Genomic DNA, 19,724 nt, shown 5'->3' with positions numbered 1-19,724 from the left:
GCCCGCGTTTGCAGCAGATTTGTTTTCAGAATATTGTTATTTTTCGGGAAATGTCGTATTTTTGCGGCAAATGAATCATGATATGGAACAGAACGAAAAAACACTGTGGCAGGTGGTGAAGGGATATTTCAACGCCCTGCCCGACAAGGAGAACGAGGAAGAGACGATAGCCCAAATCGACAGCGGCGTGGCTTTCCACGGGGCCAATCTCTGGGTGCTGGTGTTTGCCATCTTCATTGCTTCGCTGGGTCTCAACGTCAATTCCACGGCCGTCATCATCGGCGCCATGCTCATTTCGCCGCTCATGGGCCCCATCATCGGCATGGGCTTGGCCGTGGGCGTCAGCGATTTGGAGTTGCTCAAACGGTCTATCAAGAGCTATTTGGTGGCTACACTCATCAGCGTGCTCACGGCCACGCTCTACTTTCTCATCACTCCGCTCACCGAGGCGCAGTCGGAATTGCTGGCCCGCACCTCGCCCACGCTCTACGATGTACTGATTGCTCTCTGCGGCGGCGCTGCCGGCATTTTGGCCCTTTCAACCAAGGGCAAGGGCAATGTCATCCCCGGCGTGGCTATCGCCACGGCGCTCATGCCTCCCCTCTGCACGGCGGGCTATGGGCTGGCCGTGGGCCGTCCGGCCTATTTCTTCGGGGCGTTCTATCTGTTTTTCATCAACACCGTGTTCATTGCACTGGCCACTTTCGTGGGTGTGCGCATGCTGAGGTTCCGGCACAAGACGTTTGTCGACCCCGCCAAACTGGCCAAGGTGAACCGCTATATCGTCGGCATCGTGGTGTTGACGATGCTTCCCGCCACCTACATGACGGTGCAAATCATCCGCCAAAGCGTTCGCGAGAACGACACGCGGAAGTTTGTCAGGAACGAACTTTCATTCAAGGGCACGCAGATTATCTCGCAGAACCGCGACGAGAAGACCAAGACCTTGAACGTGGTTGCCGTGGGCCGGGTCATCACCCCCGAGGCCATCGCCCAGGCCCGCGGTCTGATGGACGAGTACCGGCTGGGTGGCTATCGGCTCAACGTCATCCAGGGGTCGCAGTCGGACAGTCTGTTGCTCAGCCGCGTGCTCAGCAATGCCACGACCGGCACGCAGGTGAGCAAGCAGAAATTGCTGGAGCAAGCCGAGCAAATTCATGCGCTGGAGACGCAGCTGGGCGACTATACGCAGTATGCCCATCTGGGCCTCGTGATCCGGGGAGAGCTTCGGGCGGTGTGCCCGGCGGCGGGAAGCGTCAGTCTGTCCCTGGTTACGGAGGCGCGTACCGACACCGCAGCCACCCGGCAGTATGTGCTGGCTGTGGTGGGGTGCCCGCGCGGACTAAACGCCACCGACCGCCGCCGGCTGCATGACTGGCTGCAGGAGCGCACCAAGGCCGACAGTCTGCGGCTGCTGGTCGCCCAGTAGCCGCGGGCGCATGGGTTGGCCGTCCTTTGCCCTCTCTCCGCGTTCCCTGCGCCCCTGCGCGAGCCCTCGCAAAACTTCCACACCGCAATCGCGCCGCGATGATACCGTTTTCGCGTGCCGACAACACCGCAATCGCGTTGCGATTGCACCGTTCTCGTGCGGCCTTCACGGCGCAATCGCGGAGCCCCTGCAACGCAAAGGGGGAGGCAAGCGTCGTTGCAGCCGCTTGCCTCCCCTTTTTAGCTTGGGCCCCAAGGCCCTCCTACTTGTTGAAAAGCTCGGCGAGTTTCTCCTGAAGTGCCTCCTCTCGCAGGTCCTTGGCCACGATGCGGCCCTCGCTGTCCACGAGCACGTTGGCCGGAATGGCCCGCACGTTGTAGGCGGCGGCCCCGGCGCTCTCCCAGCCTTTCAGGTCGCTCATCTGCGGCCAGGGCATGCGCAGCTGCTTGATGGCCTTGAGCCAGGCGGCCCGATTGTTGTCGAGCGACACGCCGACGACCTCGAAACCTTTCTTGTGATACTTGGCGTAGGCCTTCGCCACATTGGGCATTTCGGCGCGGCAGGGGCCGCACCAGCTGGCCCAGAAGTCGATGAGCGTGTAGCGGTTGCGGCCTACATAGTCGGACACTTTCACCGTCTGGCCGTCGGTTCCGCCCATGGCGATGTCGGTGTAGGGCTGTCCCACGGCCGTGGCCGCCGTGGCGGCGCGTGCGGCCATCAGCTCCTTGTAGACCGGATATTGCGGCTGCCGCTCGCCCATGAGCTTGAGCAGGGCCTCCTGTTCGTCGGTCGTCATGTCACCTTGGTAGAAGCCGTAGAGCATGTCGCTCAGGGCCGAAGGCATGTGGTCGACGATGTATTGGCGGTGGAACAGCCGCTGCTGCGCCTGCAGCGAATCGAGCTGCGCCTGGGCTTGGCGGCGTGCAGCCTCGTCCTGCGTGGAGTCCTGCATGATGGCCCAGGGGTCATTCTGCCGTGCGGATAGGGTGCTGTCCTCGCGCTCGAACGCGTCCCAGAGCTGCTGGTTGGGGCCGCCCTCGACCATGTTGCGGGTGTTGTCGGCATAGACCTGCATGCGGGCGCGTCCCGGTTCGAGGATGAACGAGGCCATGCCTTTGGCTTCGCCTTGGTGGATGGGCACGATGTAGCGCAGCCGTGCACCCTCGGTGTTGCCCATGAAACAGAACTCACCGCCGCGCACCACGGCCGTGTCTTCGGGCACCATGGAGAAGAAACCCTGCATGGAACAGATGAACACCGAGTCGCCGTCGGCCGTGCTGTCGGCCGTTCCGGTGATGCAGTAGCGGCCTTGCCGCTCCAGGAGCATGCGCTCTGCGTCGGCGGGGCTGTCTGGCGAGCCCACCACGCGGCCGTCGGGGGCCACGAGCAGATAGTAGGGCACGCCGTTGCCAATCTGCAGTTTGTCCGTCAGGTCGCGGTAACCGGCGGCTGTGGTGCAGTATTGCGGCCATGGTTCGGGATGTTTCTCCATGGCCTTGCGCCACGCCTCGTCCTTGGTGTCGATGGAAATGCCCAGCACGTTCAGGCTGTCGGCATGGCGTTCGCTCAACGTCTTCACCTCGGGCATGGCGTAAAGACAGATGCCGCACCAGCTGGCCCAGAAGTCGAGCAGCGTGTATTTGCCGTTGCGGGGCACGGCGTCGGTGAGTTGCAGGGTGCGGCCGTCGGTGGTTTTCAGCTCCAGCGAGGCCAGCGGCGAGCCGATGGTGGTGCGTCGGGCGGCGGCGAGGCGCGTCTGGTACTGCCGGAATCCCTCGGGGTCGATGGTGTTGGGCTGGAGTGTTTGTGCCAGGTGTGCCACCTGCGCGTCGGTCAGGTTATAGGCGCGCTGCAGCAGCGTGTTGGCCAGCCACACCGCCACGGGCGACTGCGGCCGGCGGTCTATAAAGGCCCACACGGAGTCGCCGCGCGCGCCTCCCATGCGCTGCAGCTCGGCAAAGTCGGCCTGTACGGAGCCGCCCGTCACCGTGAGGTCGGGCGAAACGTTGTATGTGTCGTTGCCCACGTACACGTCCGTATAGGTCCACTTGATGGAATCAGTGGGCCACTTGTGCTTCTCCACCAGCCGCAGGTTGTTGGTGGTCAGCATGCCCACGTAGGGACGGTCCACTCGTCCCTTCAGTTTGAAGCGTCCGTTCTTTACCGTGCCGTGGGCCAGCTCTACGGAAAAACTCGTGTCGGTGGTGCACGAAAGCCCCACATCCGTGCCGTCGGGCATGGCTACACGCCCGTTGATGACGAAGCCCTCCTTCTGGGCGCCCGCCGTGAGCGAGCACCCGAGAAGAGCCGTCAGGATGATTTTTTTCTTCATATTACTTCTTGCGATAGGCCACCTTGCGGCCGTCGAACACGTAGATGCCCGTCTCTTTCATGGCTTCCACCTTGCGGCCGTCGAGGGTATAGATGCCGCGGCGCACGGCTTTCTTCTTGTCTGCGGTGAGGGCAGAGATGGCGTTGGGCACGTCGGCGCCCTTGTTCAGATAGATCATGGCGGGAGCTGCATCGAGCTTCACGGGGTCTATCTGCTTGCTGCCGTCCCACACCGAGTCGGGCAGGGCCATGTAAACCGTCCGGGGCTGGAGCACGGTGCCGGCCGGAGCCAGCTTCAGCACGCGGTTCTTGACATCGAGAGTGTAGTAGCTGTGCAGCTTGTCGAGCGTGTCCACGTTCACCTCCGTGGCGGCCCAGCGGTTCAGGCTGGTGGGGTCTACGTTCGGCGTTGCGGCTGGCCGGCGCACCAGTGTGGCCTCGCCCTTGCCGTAGACAAAGAAAGGATTGGCGGCCGGAATGTTGAATCCGCCGGTGCTTGGGTTGGTGCAGTTGTCGTTTCCGTCTACGCTTTTGAGGCGCATGCTGTCGGCCTTGAAAGCCCAGGTCTCCACGTTGGTGGGGATGCTCACGTCGGTTGCGTCGCCGGGATAGTACATGAGGAGACGTCCCTCGCCGAAGTCGATGGTCTCGGCATCGTCCGAAGTGAAGTGGGCCACGTAGCGGGCGGTGTCGGTTACCGCCACCTGCATCGTGGCATCGGTGGACACGGTCTGGCCGTTGAGCGTCCAGCGGTCAAACTTGGTGTTGGCAAAGTCGGCGCTTGGCGTGGCGGTCAGCGTCACGTTGTCGCCGATGTTGTTGCACACGGGGCTCACCCTGACGGTGCCCAACTCGTCTTGTCCGTTGGCGGCCCGGGCCACCACGTGGGTGAAGAGGGCGCGGAACACGCCGTTGGGATCCAGTGGCATCAGGCCGGCCACCGTGGCCGAGTCGCTGCCTCCCTGGCCGCTCGGGTCGTCGGTCACTGTGTTGTTCACGGTGAGGTAGCCGGGATTGGCGGTGGTTGCGATGGAGTCGTTGAACACGGGCTGGTCGTTTTCATCGAACTTGGCCTGGCTGAAGCCGGCCAGAATCCAGCCCTCGGCGGGCTTGGCAAAGCCGTAGACGGAACCCATCGTGCTGACAAACTTCGTCTCTGACTGGGCTCCCCACTGTATCTGGTCGGCGGCAACCTGGTTGTCCTGCGACAGATACACCTCGCCGGCACCCGTGGGCCAGGCGGTCAGCTGGCCGTAGTAGGCATACCAGGTGGAGCCGGCCTGGGCCTGAAGAGCCGTGGCCGCAAAAGCCACGAGCAGCATGATTGCTTTGTGTAAAGTAGAAAACCTTTTCATAAGCGTTCTTTTTTGAGGGTTGATAATATGGTTAATGTTTTCGTTTGCGGTACAGCAGCCCGGTGGCGGCCCCTGTGCAGAGCAGCCCGGCGAGCAGCAGCGCGCATGCCGCGGGGGTGAACCATCCGGGCTCCTGCCGTGGGCCGGCGGGCAGCAGAGCCGCCGGACGGCCGGTGATGAGGGGGCGGCTGTGTCCCGTGCTGTCGGTCAGCGTGGCGTGTTGCCAGGCCTCGGCGAGCAGGGCGGGGGTCATTTTGTCCTCGGGCTGGCCGGTCTTGTCGCCGCGTCCCAGCAGCAGAATGTCCCAAACGAGGCATGCCCACGGATCGTTTTGCGAGATATGGTGCAACACGTCGCGGTAGGTTCCGTTCAGGATGGGGGAGAGATGGTGGTAGGTCAGACGGTCGTTGGCCAGCGATTTCTCCACCATATAGATGCACATCGAGGCACAGTTCACGGCCGGATAGTCGTAGTCCCAGTGCGCCCCTGCGGCCACTTCCTGGTCCAGATTGCGCCAGAGCGTCTGCTTCTCCGCGGGGTTCAGGTTGAGCCGGTAGGCCTTGACGCCGCGCCGTTCGGCCCGGTATTGCCGGAGAAACAGCGGTGTGGGGGCAGCGGCAAATCCGGCCTTGGCCCGGTGGAACAGCAGGCTGAGCGTGGCGCCGAGGTCGGTATCCATCTCGAACGTGAAGCTGTAGTCCAACCCTTTGCTGGGGCATTCCAGCCGCAGGGCGGCGTGGCCGAAGGCCGAGTAGACCTCTCGGCCGGGCTCCACCACGAGCAGACTGGCCCAGATGAAGCCGGGCTCCAAGGCCTCGCGGGCCAGACGCGCACTGTCGGCAGCCGTCGTCGGCGGTGTCCCGACGGCTCCCCGGGCGTGCAGCGACGGTAGCCAGAGCAGGGCCACGAGCAGGAATGGCAGTCGCAGTCTACTGGGCATCGCGCACGTATCTCACGCTCATCTGGTAGCCGTCGGGCTCGGTGCTCTCGCGGCAAACCTCGTTGCGGCCGTAGAACAGCTTGCGGAAGAAGTAGAACTCGCCCTCCTTGCCCGTGTCTTTGGTGGCTGTCCAGTAGTAGGCCATCTCGCCCATGTGTCGCCAGCCCGGCATGCTCATGATGGTGTGGGCCGTGTAATAGCCGCCGAGCAGCAGGTTCAGGGCGCAGGTGTCGCCTTTCATGGTGAGCATGTTGTGGGCAATGCGCCCGCGCCATTCGCGTTGCCGGGTGTCGCTTGGGCTCATGCCCAGCTGCTGTTCCAGCTGTTGCCAGTCCTCGTCGGTGGGCAGCCGCCAGCCCTCCGGACAGGCGGCCTGGGCCCCTTTCAGGGTGTAGAGGCGGCCGTAGAGGGCCAGGTGCTTGGTGCTTCGGGGGTTCTTCTCGTAGTCTTCGGTATCGAGATACACGGTGCTTTCACTGCCGGCGTCGTACCGGTAGTTGTCGGTCATCCAGTCCTGACGGCCATACCGCACCCAGCCGTAGGTCTGCCCGTCGCGCGTGTCGGTGTAGCTGCCGGCCGCTGCGGGCTGCACTTTGGCGGGTGTGGCGTCGTCGTCGTTGCCGCAGGCCGTGAGAAAGGTCAGGCCTAAAACCGCGAGCAGCAGTGCGCTGCATGTATAAATCCTGTTCATCGTCTTGTCTTTTGAATCTTGGTGGATGGTTGCTCGGGACGCGTCAGGCCACATAGCCCAGCGCGGCCAGCACCTGGCGCACGATGGCAAACTTGGCCATCACCACCGAATACCTGCCGTAAGTGTTGGCCAGCCAGGCGTCGTCGTAGAGAATGGCCGAAGTGATGAAGGCCGAAAGATCGGAATCTTGCGAGGGGAACGAGCCCGGTGTGCCGCCCGAACTGATGAAGCCCAGCTGGGCAAGCTCGTCTGCAGAGCCCTTGATGCCGGCGCTGGTGTAGGTGCGGTTGTAGTAATTGGCGCTGTGGGCATAGAACGCACGGAAGGCGTTGGTGTTGTTCTTGGCGGCCTGTGCCACCAGCGTGTTGAGCACGCGACCGGCAAAATTCTTCTTCTGCGCCTCGGTGCGGGGACGCTGCAACAGGTAGTTGGCGGCCACGGCCACGCACCGTTCGTTGGCCACGGCATAGGGTGTGGTGGTCACTTTGTTGCTCGTCGTCACGGAAATGCGGTTGCACAGGAAGAACGAGTAGGGCTTGAGGCGCTTCGTGGCATGGGGCAGGATGTAGTCTTTGACGAACTGCGCCATCTCGGTCTGCTCTTTCTCGGTGGTGAGATACGTGAAGCTGTAGACCGAAGAGGAGTTGGAAGAGCTGCCGATGTCGTAGGCCAGGTCGATGGTTTCCGTGAAGTAGCGGGGCTGTCCGGTGATGTCTGTGCCCTGGTACACGCGCTGCAACGTGTCGTTGAACAGCAGGTAGCTGCCCGTTTCACCGAAGAATCGGCGGCGCAGGGCGGCCGTGGAGCTCTGGTCGCTGTCGGCCGGCTGGAACAGCAGCGAGGGGTTGTCATAGCTGATTGCCGGCGTGTCCTCGCTGCCGCAAGCGGCAAGAACCGTGGCGGCAACCGCCAGCAGGGAGAGGAGGTATGCTTGGGTCTTCATGCGTTGATATGCTTGTGTGGGGGTTAATACACTTTGACGGTGGTATAAGTACGCCACTGATTGCCGTTGCCGGGCATGCCGACGTTGAACTCCAGTACCTCGGTGGGCATGGGAAGCGTCCATGAAGCATCGTCCTCGGTGAGCACGAAGCGGCGCGTTTCGGTGGGTTCCTGCGAGGTATGGTTCTTATAATAGGTGTAGTCGTGGGTGATGGCGATGCGGCTTGGCTGCACGCTGCATACGCGGTAACGGCGCAGGTCGAACCAGCGTTGGCCCTCGAGCACGAACTCGCGGCGGCGCTCCTTGCGGACAAGAGCCACCAAATCGGCATCCGACACGCCGTCGAGCGATAGCTCGGGAGCCCCGGCCTTGTAGCGGGCGGCCATCTGTTGCAGCAGGGCGGCGCGGGCCTCGGCGCTGTGTCCCAGGCAGGCCTCGGCCTCGGCAAGGTTCAGATAGGCCTCCGAAGACCGTAGCCAGAAGAGCGACGACACGGGCGACTTATCGTCTTTAAGGCCGGCATAGTAGGCCTTGTAGTAGTACTCCTTGTCTGTTATGTCCAAATCCGTGTTCTTGTTGCCTACGGCACGCTTGGTGAGCCCGTGGAAAGTGCCCAAGTTCCAGAACCATTGGGCGCGGCGTTGGTCGTTGGCACTGTAAGTGTTGTACTGGTCGTCGGACACCGTGAGGCCCAGAGCACCCGACAAGAGCAGGCAGGGAACGTCGTCGCCGCCCATGGAGAAGATGTTCTCGGGATTGGTTTTTGTCATGAAAGCGGCCGAGTTGCCGTTGAGGTTCATCAGGGTGGGGTGCTCGGCAATAGCCTTTCGGGCATACTCGGCGGCCTTGTCCCAGTCCTGCATGTACAGGTAGACGCGGCTCCGCAGCAGGTGCACGGCCACGGAGTCGGCCCGATAGATGCTCTTCTTGGGCGCGGTGTACTGCGACAGACGGGTGTCGGCTTCCTGCAGGTCGGCCAGCACCTGGTCGTAGGTTTCCTGCACGGTGTTGCGGCCGAATATCCTGTTTTCCACCTCGGGCGTGGTCTTGAGCGTCACGCCCAAGTCGGTGGCGGCGGTGGAAGGACGGTAGGGTTGGCCGTAGATATTGACGAGCCAGAAGTAGTAGAAGGCGCGTAGGAAGTAGGCTTCGCCCGTTACCTTGAGGTAACCCTGCCGCTCGTCCTCGGTGGTTTGGGGCAGTTTCTCGGCCTTGGCAAGGATGTTGTTGGCCACGTTGATGGCGTTGTACACCTTAGTCCACTCGGTGTTCTCGGCATAGGCATCGGTATAGGTCTCGTTCTGCCCCGACCGCTGCTGCCACGTGTAGTAGCCGAAGATGTAGTAATGGGGCTCGTAAGCGGCGGTAGTGCCTTTGGTATTGACCTCGTGCACCTCGTCGCCGACGAGATGCAGGAACGTGCCGTAGTTCACGGCACCCACATATTCGTATTGTTCGCTCGGCTTCACGGGCATGTAGCAGCTGCCCACGAGCAGCTCGTTCATGTCTTGCCAGGAGCGCACGTAGTCCTGGTCTTGCGAGGTGGCCTCCAGAAAGTCGCCACAACCGGAGAGCAGTAGCGTGAGGGCGGCCAGGCTGCCGCCGGCCACGCTACGCCCGATATGCTTGAAAAAATGGTTCATGATGGTTGCCATGTTTAGAAGTTGATGTTGACGCTCAGCGTGTAACTGGGCGTGTCGGAGAGCTGCACCTGCGAGAATCCGCCCTGTGTGGGTGTCTGTCCGCGCAGGGCTCGGTCGCACCAGGTCTTGAGATTGTAGCCCGTCAGCGTCAGGGCCAGCCGGTCGAGCTTGAGCCGTGCCAGCTGTTTGGCCGTGAACTCGTAGGTGAGCGAGAGAGTGGAGAGCTTCACATAGTCGGCGCTTACCACGCGGGCCGAGCTGTAGTCGTACATGGTGTAGTAGTTGCCCGTGGTGACGGGGCCCGTTTTCCAGATGGTGTTCTGGTTGTCGCCCCAGTGGTTGGCATAGTACAGCCGGAAGTTGATGTTGCCGCTGCCCATGATGGCGGGGATGTTGGTCGTGGCCTCGTCGCCGGGTTTCATCCATCGGTTCATCAGGTCGCGGTTCACGTTTTGCTCCGAACTGTAGGCGGTGCTGTACTGTGCACCGGTGAATCCGTCGAACAGACGGAAGAGGCGTGTGCTGGCTCCGAAGTTGTAAAGCAGCGTGGCGCCGAGCCTCCACTGCTTGTAGGTGACGGTGTTGGAGATGCTTCCCGTGAGGTCGGGCTCGCGCTTGCCCGAGGGCGTGAGCAGGGTGGTGTAGAGGTCGTACTTGCTCGATTGCGAGAACTCCCGCTGGCGGTCCTCCAGGTCTTCAAAGATGGGGCCGCCGTCTACTGGGCTCAGTCCGAGGAACTTGTACGACCAGAACGTGCCCACGGGCTGGCCGTCGACCACGGCCGTACCGCCCAGAAAGTTGTCCAACTCGTACTCCTCGGCACCCGGCGCCGACTTAATCTTGTTGTACATCTTGCTCAGACTGCCCGAGAATATCCAGTAGAAGTTGCGCATCTTCACGGGCGTGGCGGTGAGGGTGAAGTTGAATCCGCTGTTGGTTACGGTGCCGCCGTTGATGACGTAGGAGGTGTAACCGTTGATGTCGGATATGGTTTTGTTCATGAAAGCGTCGGTGGTCTTCTTGTAATAGTACTCTGCTTCGAGCTGCAGCCGGTTGTCGAGGAGCGACGCTTCCAGGCCCACGTTGGTGCTGTGGGTCTTTTCCCAGTCGAGGTCGGGGTTGGCAAAGGCGACGACTGTCGAGGTCATCTCGTTGTAATAAGCGTCCATTTGTCCCTTGCGGATGATGAGTTCGGAGGTCTGTCCGTCGAGCATATTGCCCTGTTCGCCGTAGCTTGCCTTGAGGTTCAGGGCGTTGAGCCACTTGGGTTTCAGGCCGAAGATGCTGATGAGGTTGGCGTTGCCCGACACCGACCAGATGGGCAGCAGGTTCTCGTTGCTGCGCGAACCGAACTTGTTGGAGCCGTCGAAGCGTCCGTTCACATTGGCCGTGAAGAGGTCGCGGAAGCTGTAACTCAGCGTGGCATAGGCCGAAAGGATGTTGCTTCGCGTGTCGGTGATGGTGGGTGTGTTGGTCTGCATCCAGTTCCAATAGGTGGTGTAGCTGGTGGGAATGTTGGTGGCAAACGAGCGTCCGCGGTCGGCGTAGTAGCCGCGTTGAGTGTAGGAATCGCCCGTGTAGTGGCTGCCGCTGGCCTCGAAACCGAGGGCCACGTTGACGTTGTGCTGCATCAGCGGCCCGAAGTATTTGTTGTAGTTGCCCTGCAGGCGCGTGGTCCAGCCCACGGTTTTGTTGGTTTGTCGGCCGAACTGTCCGCCGTAGGGCAGGTTGCTGTCCGAGGGAATCTCCTCGCCGTACTCGGCCCGTCGCAGCGAGCCTACGTAGTGGCTCTGCTCGCCCCACCAGTTCTCGATGGTGGCGTTCTGCACGTTGGCCGACACGACGGCATTGAAAAACAGCTCGTCCAGCGGCTGGTAGCGCAGGTTGAGCGTGGTGGTCACGGCACCGGTGTTCTGGCGTATGGAGCTGTTGTCGAGCTCGTTGAGCACGTTGAAGCGCAGGTATCCGTTGTATGTGCCCTGCCCCTCCCGCTGGTAGTAGTAGTAGCTGCCGTCAGCGTTGTAGGCGGGGATGGTGCGGCTGGTGTGGTACGCATAGTCGATGGGGTTCACCTCGGTCTGGTTGTATTTGCGCTTGTTCAGATAGCCGTTGATGTTCATTTCGAACTTGAACTTCGAGCTCAGGTCCAGATCCACCTTGGCCATGGCCGTGTAGCGGTCGTTCATATTGTTGTCGATCACGTCGTCCGAGCTGGTGTAGCCCACGGAAGTGTAGTAGCGTGCTTTCTCCGAACCGCCCGAGACACTCACGCTGTGGTCGTGCGAGAAGGAGTTGTGGGTCAGGATGTCGAACCAGTCGGTGTTACGCGTTTCCATCTGCTGCACGCGTCGCTCGAACTCCTCCTGCGTGATGAGGCCCGAGTAAAGCTGGCTCAACGCCTCCTCGTAGCCCACCTTGGCCATGCCCGAGGGGTAGACGTAGTGTTGTGCGGCGAGGTACTGCGAGAACTGCACGCGCTCCGAGGAGTTCATCAGGTTGATCTTGCTGTCGGTGTAATAGGGCCGCTTGCGCAGGGTGAACTGTCCGGTGTAGCTCACGATGGCCTTGCCCTCGCGGCCGCTCTTGGTGGTCACCACGATGACGCCGTTGGCCGCGCGCGTGCCGTAGAGGGCCGTGGCGGCGGCGTCCTTGAGCACGTCGATGCGCTTGATGTCCTGCGGATTGATGCCGGCGATGGCGTTTCCGATGCGGTTAATGTAGTCGGGGTCGTTGAGCACGTCGGACGTGAGCTCCACGGGGTCGGTGATGATGATGCCGTCTACCACCCAGAGGGGCTCGCGGTTGCCCACGAGTGTCGAGGTGCCGCGGATGCGAATCTTGCTTGTAGCGTTGATCTCGCCCGAGCCGGTGAAAGAGATGAGGTCGGGAATCTTGCCCTCAAGCATCTTTGAAATGTCGCTCACGCCGCCTATTTCGAGCTCGCTCATGTCCTTGGACGTGACCGACGAGGTGAGGTTGCGGCGGTCGAGCTGCTGGTAGCCGGTGATGACTACACCCTCCAGCGTCTCGCTGGCATCCTCCATGGCGACGAGGCATGCGTCCTTGTAGTTGCCCGACCAATGGGCTGGTTTCATGCCGATATAGGTGATGTCCACGGTGATGCGGTCGCTCTTGGCGCGGAGACTGAACTTTCCATCCACGTCGGTCACCGTGGTTTCGTTGTGGGTCTTGTCTTTCACGATGGCGCCGGTCAGTGGCTCTCCCTTGTCGTCCACCACGATGCCCTCCAGCCTCCGTTCGGGCTCGTTCTGGGTTTGGGCGGTGGCGGGGACGGTGAGAAAAAGTGCGAGGAGAAACGTGATGGCGGCGGCCATACGTCCTATAGAACTTTTTTGCATATCAAAAAAACCAAACTTGTATTGCTAACACTTATCGAAACACACTGCAAAGTTATGCAATCTATTTCAAATAAACATGAAATAGGCTGAAAAGATGATAAATTTTAACCCTGGACGGGCCGTAAACGTAGAGTTGAACAGAATGGGATGGGGTCTCCGGAACGCCGCCGCGGGTGCGCAATGGGGCAGTGTCGGGTGTACGACAGAGCTGCGGCGGCGTTGCGGCTGCGGCGTAGGGGCCCTGCGTTTGCGCCGTAACGGCGTGGCGTTTGCGGTGAAATCGCGCGGCGTTTGCGCCGTGATCGCGATGCGTTTACGGCGCGATGGCCGGGCCTGAAAAGCATGGCGGCTGTGTGAACCGGTGAAGTTCACACAGCCGCGAAAGGAAGAACGGGGACGGGCCGCGGCGTGACGGGCCGGCGGCCGGCGGGTCAGGCCACGGCCTCGGCCATCTCGCCGAGCTTGCGCCAGATGTTGAGGAAGGTCTGGTGGTCCACCTTTTTCTCGCATTTCACCACGATGCCGGCATCGCGCAGCACGTCGAAGGCTTGCTGTGAAATGATGTCGGCATAGACCTCGGCCACGCCGCCGTCCACCATCATGCGGGCGGCGGAACGGCCTACGGCCTTGACGGCCAGCTTGGCGTCGAGGAAGAGCTCGGGCTCTTCGTTGATAAGGTTGTAGAGACGGCGCACTCCGTGACCATTGAAAGTGCGGATATTGCCCTCGTGTAAAATCACAAGCGAGCACTGTTCAATATGTAGGGTGTCGATCAATTCCTGCATCATAGGTCTGTAATTTTATGGGTTTCCTATGCGGCAAATATAGCGATTATTTCCCTAAACGGTGTCATGTAAAGCGAAAAATGCCGTCATCGCGTCAAGTTGGGCGGATATAGTCGTGCAGCGCATCGACATATTGCGCGAAAGCGTCGCGTCCCTGGGGGGTCATGCGGCAGAGCGTGCAGGGCCGCCGGCCGCGGAATGTCTTCTCCACGTCGATGTATCCGGCCTTGGCCAGCTTGTCTATCTGGATGCTTAGATTGCCTGCCGTGGCCCCCGTCTGCGTGCGCAGGTAGGGGAAGTCGGCCTCCGTGACGTCCAGAAGTATCGACATGACGGCCAGTCGCAGCTCGCTGTGGAGCAGGGGATTGAGGGGTTGAAACATGGCGATTGGGATTTAGACACGGGTTTTCCATTGGAGATAGAGGCCGGGAACGATGAGCCCCGCCACGGCCATGCCGGCGATGAGTAGCATCTCGGACGCGCCGCTGATGTAGCAATCGGCGATGAGACAGAAGATGCCGAGCAGTATGCCGCAGAAGGCGATCAGCCGTTTGTTCAGCAGAAAGCCCGACACGGCGGTGGCCATGCCCATGAGCAGGGCCAGCGTGCCGGCGAATGGAAGGGACTTAATGGGCTGTGCCACGCTGGAGGCCAGCGTGCCGGCGGCAAACAAGCCCAAGGCGAAGAAGCAGAAAGTGAGCCACGTCTTGCCCAGCATGACGGGCACGAAGCCGGTGGCGTGGACGGTGGAGCGGCGGTCGAGCAGGTAGTTGAGCCCGAAGCCCACGGCCGTCATGGCCAGCCACAGCAGGTTCCACACGGGGCCGCCGCAGTGTTGCCACAGGTGGCCCACCACGAGGGCGGTGACGAAAACAAGGCTGCCCCAGAGCAAAAGGGGCTTGCCCATCTGGCGGGAGAGCGTCTGGCGGCTCTCTTCGATGTGTTTGCGGATGAGCTCGAGACTGCGCTCGGCGGTCATTTCAGGATGTTGGGTGTTCATAATGGCATGGTGTTGATGGGTGAGTAATCTGGTTCTCGTGCATGTGCCACGAGGTTCTCGGACCTCGGCCGACGGGATCCGCGCCCGCGTTGACCCTTGAACACTGCAAATATAAATAAGTTTATAATATAAACCAAACGTTTTGCCGAAAATCTTTCACGGGAAGCTCATTTTTAACAAATGGGGGGCAGATGGAACGAAAACTGCGTCGCGGCATGGCCTTTGCCATGCCGCGACGCAGGGACGGGGGAGTGGGGAAAGCCCGGGGGCGGTTATTTCTTGTTGCCGAAGTCGGCCGGAATCTCGCCCCACAGCTTGGTTTCCCATTTAATAATAGGTGTGGTGACGGTGTGGGTGCGGAGCCATTGCTCGGCGCGGGCAATGATTTGGTAGAGCGGTTCGGTCGTGGCATTGCGCTTCAGCTTGGTTTTACACTGCTTCTTGCGCACCCAGAGGATGGCGTTGTACGAGTCGGAATAGATCGCCTTGTCGGTGACGCCGCGCCTCTCCAATAGGGCCAACGCATGCACAATGGCCAGAAATTCGCCGATGTTGTTGGTACCGTGCATGGGTCCGAAGTGGAACACGCGCTCGCCCGTCTGCAGGTCGACGCACTGGTATTCCATGGGTCCCGGATTGCCGGAACAGGCTGCGTCGACGGCCCAGGCCCCGGTACCCCCCACCGGCCCCCCTACAAAGGGAGGCGGGCCGGAGGGCCCCGGCACCCCCTTCATGCCCCCCTTGGTTGGGGATGATGGGGAGGACGCGCCCTGACCACACCCGGATGCGGTGCAGTTATTGGGCTGGGGGTATGAGGTTTTCATGTTCTTGCTGATGTCTTTGGTTTGCCGTCCCTGCATTTACATACGTTCGGGCACCTCGATGCCCAGCAGATCCATGCCGTTTTTGATGGTCTTGGCCACGTTCTGGGCCAGCACCAGACGCGTGGTTTTCTCCCTGTCGGTGTCGGCGCTCAGGATGCTGTAGTCGTGGTAGAACTGGTTGAAGTCCTTCGTTAGCTCGTAGCAGTAGTTGGCAATGCCGGCCGGATTGTAGTTCTCGCCGGCGTCGCGCACGGCCGTCTTGAACTCGTCCATCTTCTGGATGAGCTTCACCTCCTTGTCGTTGAGCGGTGCGTCAGCGGGTAGGGAGGCGGGGATGGCGATGCCCTCGGCCGCGGCCTTGCGCATGATGGAGCGGATGCGGGCGTGCGTGTACTGGATGAAAGGCCCCGTGTTGCCGTTGAAGTCGATCGACTCTTCAGGGTTGAAGAGCATGTTCTTGCGGGCGTCCACCTTGAGAATGAAGTATTTCAGGGCGCCCATGCCCACGATGCGCGCAATGTCCTGCCGCTCGTCCTCGGTCATGTCCTTGAACTTGCCCAGCTCTTCGCTCATGCGTCGCGCGTCGTCGACCATGGTGGCGATGAGGTCGTCGGCGTCGACTACGGTGCCCTCACGGCTCTTCATCTTGCCATTGGGCAGTTCCACCATGCCGTAGGAGAAGTGCACCAAGTCCTTGCCCCACTTGAATCCGAGGCGGTCGAGCAGGATGGAGAGCACCTGGAAGTGATAGTTCTGCTCGTTGCCAACCACGTAAATCATCTTGTCGATGGGGAAATCGCGGAACCGCAGGTCGGCCGTGCCGATGTCCTGCGTCATGTAAACACTCGTGCCGTCGGAGCGCAACAGCAGCTTTTGGTCGAGTCCTTCGTCGGTGAGGTCGGCCCACACGCTGTTGTCTTCCTTTCTGAAGAAGAGCCCTTTGGCGAGTCCTTCCTCCACTTTCTTCTTGCCTTCGAGGTAGGTGTCCGACTCATAATAGATCTTGTCGAAGCCCACGCCCAGTGCCTTGTAGGTCTCGTCGAAGCCGGCGTAGACCCAGTTGTTCATCTTTTGCCACAGTGCCCGCACCTCGGGGTCGCCCTGTTCCCACTTCACGAGCATGGCATGGGCCTCGCGAATGAGCGGCGCTTCGGCCTTGGCTTTCTCTTCGGCCTGCTCCCCGGACAGGCCGTCGGCCAGGTATTGCTGCTTCAGCCGCGCCACCTCCTCGCGGTAGTGCTTGTCGAAGGCCACGTAGTAGTCGCCGATAAGATGGTCGCCCTTCTTGCCGGTAGACTCCGGAGTCTCGCCGTTGCCCCATTTGAGCCAGGCCAGCATCGACTTGCAGATGTGGATGCCGCGGTCGTTTACGATGTTGGTTTTCACCACGCGGTTGCCGTTGGCCTCCATGATGCGCGCCAGGCTCCAGCCCAAAAGGTTGTTGCGCACGTGGCCGAGGTGGAGCGGCTTGTTGGTGTTGGGCGATGAATATTCCACCATGACGAGCTTGCTCTCGGGGCCGACGGGCCGCTTGCCGTAGTCGGCGTCGGCATGAATGTCGTTGAGCAGGCCCACCCAGGCCTCGGTGGCGACGACCAGGTTGAGGAATCCTTTCACCACGTTGAACGCGGCCACGGCCGGGCAGTCGCGCTGCAGGGCCTCGCCAATTTCGCGTGCAGTGTCTTCGGGCTTCTTATGCGAGATTTTCAGAAAGGGGAAAACCACCAGTGTAAGATTGCCTTCAAAGGTTGCCTTTGTCTTTTGCAGCTGCACCGAGCTCTGGTTCACGTCCTGTCCATAAAGCTCCCGAACGGCCTTGATGACCGCGGAGCCGATTTCCTTTTCAATATTCATCGTTGCCGTGTAATGTTGTTGTAATCCGAATGTTGCGTGCAAAGTTACGAAAAAGAAGAGACAAATGGGGCTGCCGCGACGGTTTTTTGGCGCAATCGTTGCGCGCTTAGCCCGTTTTTGTTTAATTTTGTAGGCACAACAACGACTATGGATTCGACAAGCAAAAGGGGCAAGCCGCTGTCGCGTACCGCCCGCGACTATGCCGTCATCACCGTGGGCATGCTGATCGGTGTGGTGGGTTTCAACCTGTTTCTGCTGCCCAATCAGATCACCACGGGCGGTACCATGGGCATCGCTTCGATTGTTTATTGGGGCACGGGCATTCCGGCACAGCACGTCTATTTCGTGCTCAACGCCGTGCTGCTGGCCGGTGCCCTGCGTGTGTTGGGCTGGCATTTCTGCGCCAAAACCATCTGGGCCGTTGTGGTGTTCACCGTGGGCTCCACCCTGCTGCAGCTCTGGGTGGGCCCGGAATGGCACCTGCTGGCCGACCAGAAGTTCATGGCCTGCATCGTGGGCGGCGTGTTCCTCGGCACCAGTATAGGCCTGGGTCTCTCGGCCGGGGGTAGTACGGGCGGATCCGACGTAGTGGCGGCCATGGTGCACAAGTACCGCGACGTATCGTTGGGCCACGCCATTCTCTTCTTCGACCTGGCCGTCATCACGTCGAGTTACGTGGTGCTACGCGACTGGGAGAAAGTGATCTACGGCTACGTGCTGCTGTTCATCGTGTCGTTCTGCGTGGACTATGTGGTCAACTCGCTGCGGCGCAGCGTGCAGTTCTTCATCGTCTCCGACCGTTATCAAGAGATTGGAGAGGCCATCAACAAGATTGCCGACCGCGGCTGCTCCACGCTCAACGGCAACGGTTTTTATTCCAAAAAAGACATCAAGGTGCTCTTCTGCATTGCCAAGAAGAGCGAGTCGGCCTTTATTTTCGACCTCATCGACGAGATCGACCCCGACGCTTTCGTGGCCCAGAGCGACGTCATCGGCGTTTATGGGCGCGGGTTTGACCGCGTGAAGGGGCACAAGAAGATCAGCCTCAACGAAATCAACGAGAAGCTGGGCAACACTCCTTGAACTTCTTTCCACGGTTCATCCCGTATTAATTCAAAATTCAGAATTCAAAATTCAAAGTTTTGCATCGTGATGGTTGGGCGACGGCTGTGTGGCAGTTTGCCTACGGTTGCGTTACGGTTGCGTTACGGCTGGGCCACGGCGGCGGCCTCCTGCCGGCGGCTCAGGTGGCGGTAGAGCAGCCAAAAGGCCGGCATGAGGAACGCGTCGGCGGCCACCCAGGCCACCGGGTCGCCCAGGCACACGCCCGTAAAGGCCAGTGCCGGCACCAGCCAGAGGCTCACGCCGCAGCGCGCCAGCATCTCCATCACGCCCGAGAGCATGGACAGATTGCTGTAGCCCAGCCCCTGAATGCTGTAGCGCAGGATGGTGAGCAGCCCCAGGGCAGGGTAGAAATAGTTGGCCACGCGCATGAAGAGGGCCGCGTTGTCGATGACAGTCTGCTCGCCGCCATCGACAAAAAGCATCATCATCTCGTCGGCAAAGGGATAGATGACCAGCACGGTGAGCACGAAATAGCCCAGCATGATGCGGATGGCCGACCGCACGCCCAGCCTGATGCGCGGCAGGGCGTGGGCCCCGATGTTCTGTCCGCAGTAGGTGGCCATGGCCACGCCGATGTTCTCGAACACGCAGGTGAAGAGGTATTTGATGCGCATGGCCGCCGTGAACGAGGCCACGTAGACCGTGCCCAGGGCGTTGTTGGCGCTCTGCAACATCATGATGCCGATGCCGGTGATGCTGAATTGCAGTCCCATGGGCACGCCGTTGTTGAGCAGGATGCTGATTTTCTTGTTGTCGAAACGCCGCTCCTCGCCCCGGGGCAGCAGCATTTGCAGGCTGCGCCGGATGTAGATCCAGCAGAGCAGGGCCGAGAAACCCTGTGACAGCAGCGTGGCCACGCCGGCCCCCGGCACGCCCAGCCCGAGGCCCAGAATGAGTGCCACGTCGAGCAGGATGTTGAGCAGCGACGAAAAAATGAGGAAGAAGAACGGCTGGCGGGAGTTGCCCAGGGCGCGGATGAAGCCGGCCTGCAGGTTGTAGGCCATGGTGAAGGGGATGGCCACGAACTGTAGGAAGAGGAAGATCCAAGCGTCGGCCATGATGTCGGCAGGCGTGTTGACCAGTGCCAGAATCCGGCTGCACAGGGCGCAGGTGAGCAGCGTGATGACCACAGACTGCACTGCTGCGATGCGCAACGCGTTGGCTACGTAGGCCCGCATCTTGGTGTAGTCCTTGGCTCCGAACGCTTGGGCGATGGGGATGGCATAGCCCGCGCACGAGCCGTTGCAGAAGCCCATCACCAGAAACATCACCGACGACGACGCGCCCACGGCGGCCAAGGCCTGCACGCCTATCCAGCGGCCCACGATAGCAGCGTCTGCAATCAGATACAACTGCTGCAGAATGTAGCCCAGTATCAGGGGCAAGGCAAAGCGCAGAATGTCTCTTGTGGGCGAGCCCACGGTCATGTCGTTGGTGTTGCTCAT

Annotated in this window: 15 protein-coding genes; 2 read left to right on the top strand and 13 right to left on the bottom strand. The window is 60.9% G+C overall.

What is annotated here, in order from left to right:
* Window positions 1–82: 82 nt before the first annotated feature.
* Window positions 83–1,429: a TIGR00341 family protein gene (locus tag PREDE_RS06300; RefSeq protein ID WP_015298555.1), complete on the top strand. Its 1,347-nt coding sequence runs from the start codon at window positions 83–85 to the stop codon at window positions 1,427–1,429.
* A 262-nt stretch (window positions 1,430–1,691) separates the two neighbouring features.
* On the opposite strand, the gene PREDE_RS06295 is transcribed toward PREDE_RS06300, so the two are convergent.
* The 12 genes from PREDE_RS06295 to argS form a co-directional block, all read right to left on the bottom strand.
* Window positions 1,692–3,761, bottom strand: coding sequence for a thioredoxin-like domain-containing protein (locus tag PREDE_RS06295; protein ID WP_005845141.1), 2,070 nt, complete (start codon window positions 3,759–3,761; stop codon window positions 1,692–1,694).
* 1 nt (window position 3,762) lies between these two features.
* Window positions 3,763–5,115 (bottom strand): hypothetical protein, encoded by a 1,353-nt coding sequence (locus PREDE_RS06290; protein ID WP_005845140.1) that lies wholly within the window; start codon window positions 5,113–5,115, stop codon window positions 3,763–3,765.
* Window positions 5,116–5,146: 31 nt separating this feature from the next.
* Entirely contained in the window at window positions 5,147–6,055 is a 909-nt protein-coding gene (locus tag PREDE_RS06285; protein WP_005845139.1) for a lipoprotein N-acyltransferase Lnb domain-containing protein, read from the bottom strand.
* Window positions 6,045–6,746, bottom strand: a complete 702-nt coding sequence (locus PREDE_RS06280) for a fibrobacter succinogenes major paralogous domain-containing protein (protein WP_015298554.1) — start codon at window positions 6,744–6,746, stop codon at window positions 6,045–6,047. Before PREDE_RS06280 ends, PREDE_RS06285 begins: the two co-directional genes overlap by 11 nt.
* 43 nt (window positions 6,747–6,789) lie before the next feature.
* Entirely contained in the window at window positions 6,790–7,689 is a 900-nt protein-coding gene (locus PREDE_RS06275; protein ID WP_005845137.1) for a hypothetical protein, read from the bottom strand.
* A gap of 23 nt (window positions 7,690–7,712) precedes the next feature.
* Window positions 7,713–9,332, bottom strand: coding sequence for a RagB/SusD family nutrient uptake outer membrane protein (locus PREDE_RS06270; RefSeq protein WP_015298553.1), 1,620 nt, complete (start codon window positions 9,330–9,332; stop codon window positions 7,713–7,715).
* Between the two features lie 14 nt (window positions 9,333–9,346).
* Window positions 9,347–12,691, bottom strand: coding sequence for a SusC/RagA family TonB-linked outer membrane protein (locus PREDE_RS06265; RefSeq protein ID WP_235777489.1), 3,345 nt, complete (start codon window positions 12,689–12,691; stop codon window positions 9,347–9,349).
* Window positions 12,692–13,122: 431 nt separating this feature from the next.
* On the bottom strand, window positions 13,123–13,479 hold the full coding sequence (locus PREDE_RS06260; RefSeq protein WP_005845134.1) for a DUF1893 domain-containing protein: 357 nt from the start codon (window positions 13,477–13,479) through the stop codon (window positions 13,123–13,125).
* Between the two features lie 91 nt (window positions 13,480–13,570).
* Complete coding sequence (locus PREDE_RS06255; protein WP_005845132.1) at window positions 13,571–13,858, bottom strand: winged helix-turn-helix domain-containing protein; 288 nt, start codon at window positions 13,856–13,858, stop codon at window positions 13,571–13,573.
* A gap of 12 nt (window positions 13,859–13,870) precedes the next feature.
* Window positions 13,871–14,476 (bottom strand): hypothetical protein, encoded by a 606-nt coding sequence (locus PREDE_RS06250; protein ID WP_005845130.1) that lies wholly within the window; start codon window positions 14,474–14,476, stop codon window positions 13,871–13,873.
* Window positions 14,477–14,748: 272 nt separating this feature from the next.
* The gene (locus PREDE_RS14250) at window positions 14,749–15,210 is read right to left on the bottom strand and encodes an RNase H family protein (RefSeq protein WP_262498062.1); all 462 of its coding nucleotides are present in this window, start codon (window positions 15,208–15,210) and stop codon (window positions 14,749–14,751) included.
* Between the two features lie 126 nt (window positions 15,211–15,336).
* Complete coding sequence (gene argS / locus PREDE_RS06240) at window positions 15,337–17,154, bottom strand: arginine--tRNA ligase (RefSeq protein ID WP_005845128.1); 1,818 nt, start codon at window positions 17,152–17,154, stop codon at window positions 15,337–15,339.
* 147 nt (window positions 17,155–17,301) lie between these two features.
* Between argS and PREDE_RS06235 the strand changes: the two genes are divergently transcribed.
* Window positions 17,302–18,237: a YitT family protein gene (locus PREDE_RS06235; protein WP_005845127.1), complete on the top strand. Its 936-nt coding sequence runs from the start codon at window positions 17,302–17,304 to the stop codon at window positions 18,235–18,237.
* A gap of 122 nt (window positions 18,238–18,359) precedes the next feature.
* On the opposite strand, the gene PREDE_RS06230 is transcribed toward PREDE_RS06235, so the two are convergent.
* The gene (locus PREDE_RS06230; RefSeq protein WP_005845126.1) at window positions 18,360–19,724 is read right to left on the bottom strand and encodes an MATE family efflux transporter; all 1,365 of its coding nucleotides are present in this window, start codon (window positions 19,722–19,724) and stop codon (window positions 18,360–18,362) included.

The organism is Prevotella dentalis DSM 3688, from assembly GCF_000242335.1.
In the GTDB taxonomy this organism is placed as follows: domain Bacteria; phylum Bacteroidota; class Bacteroidia; order Bacteroidales; family Bacteroidaceae; genus Prevotella; species Prevotella seregens.
This window is presented reverse-complemented; position numbering and strand designations above follow the sequence as displayed.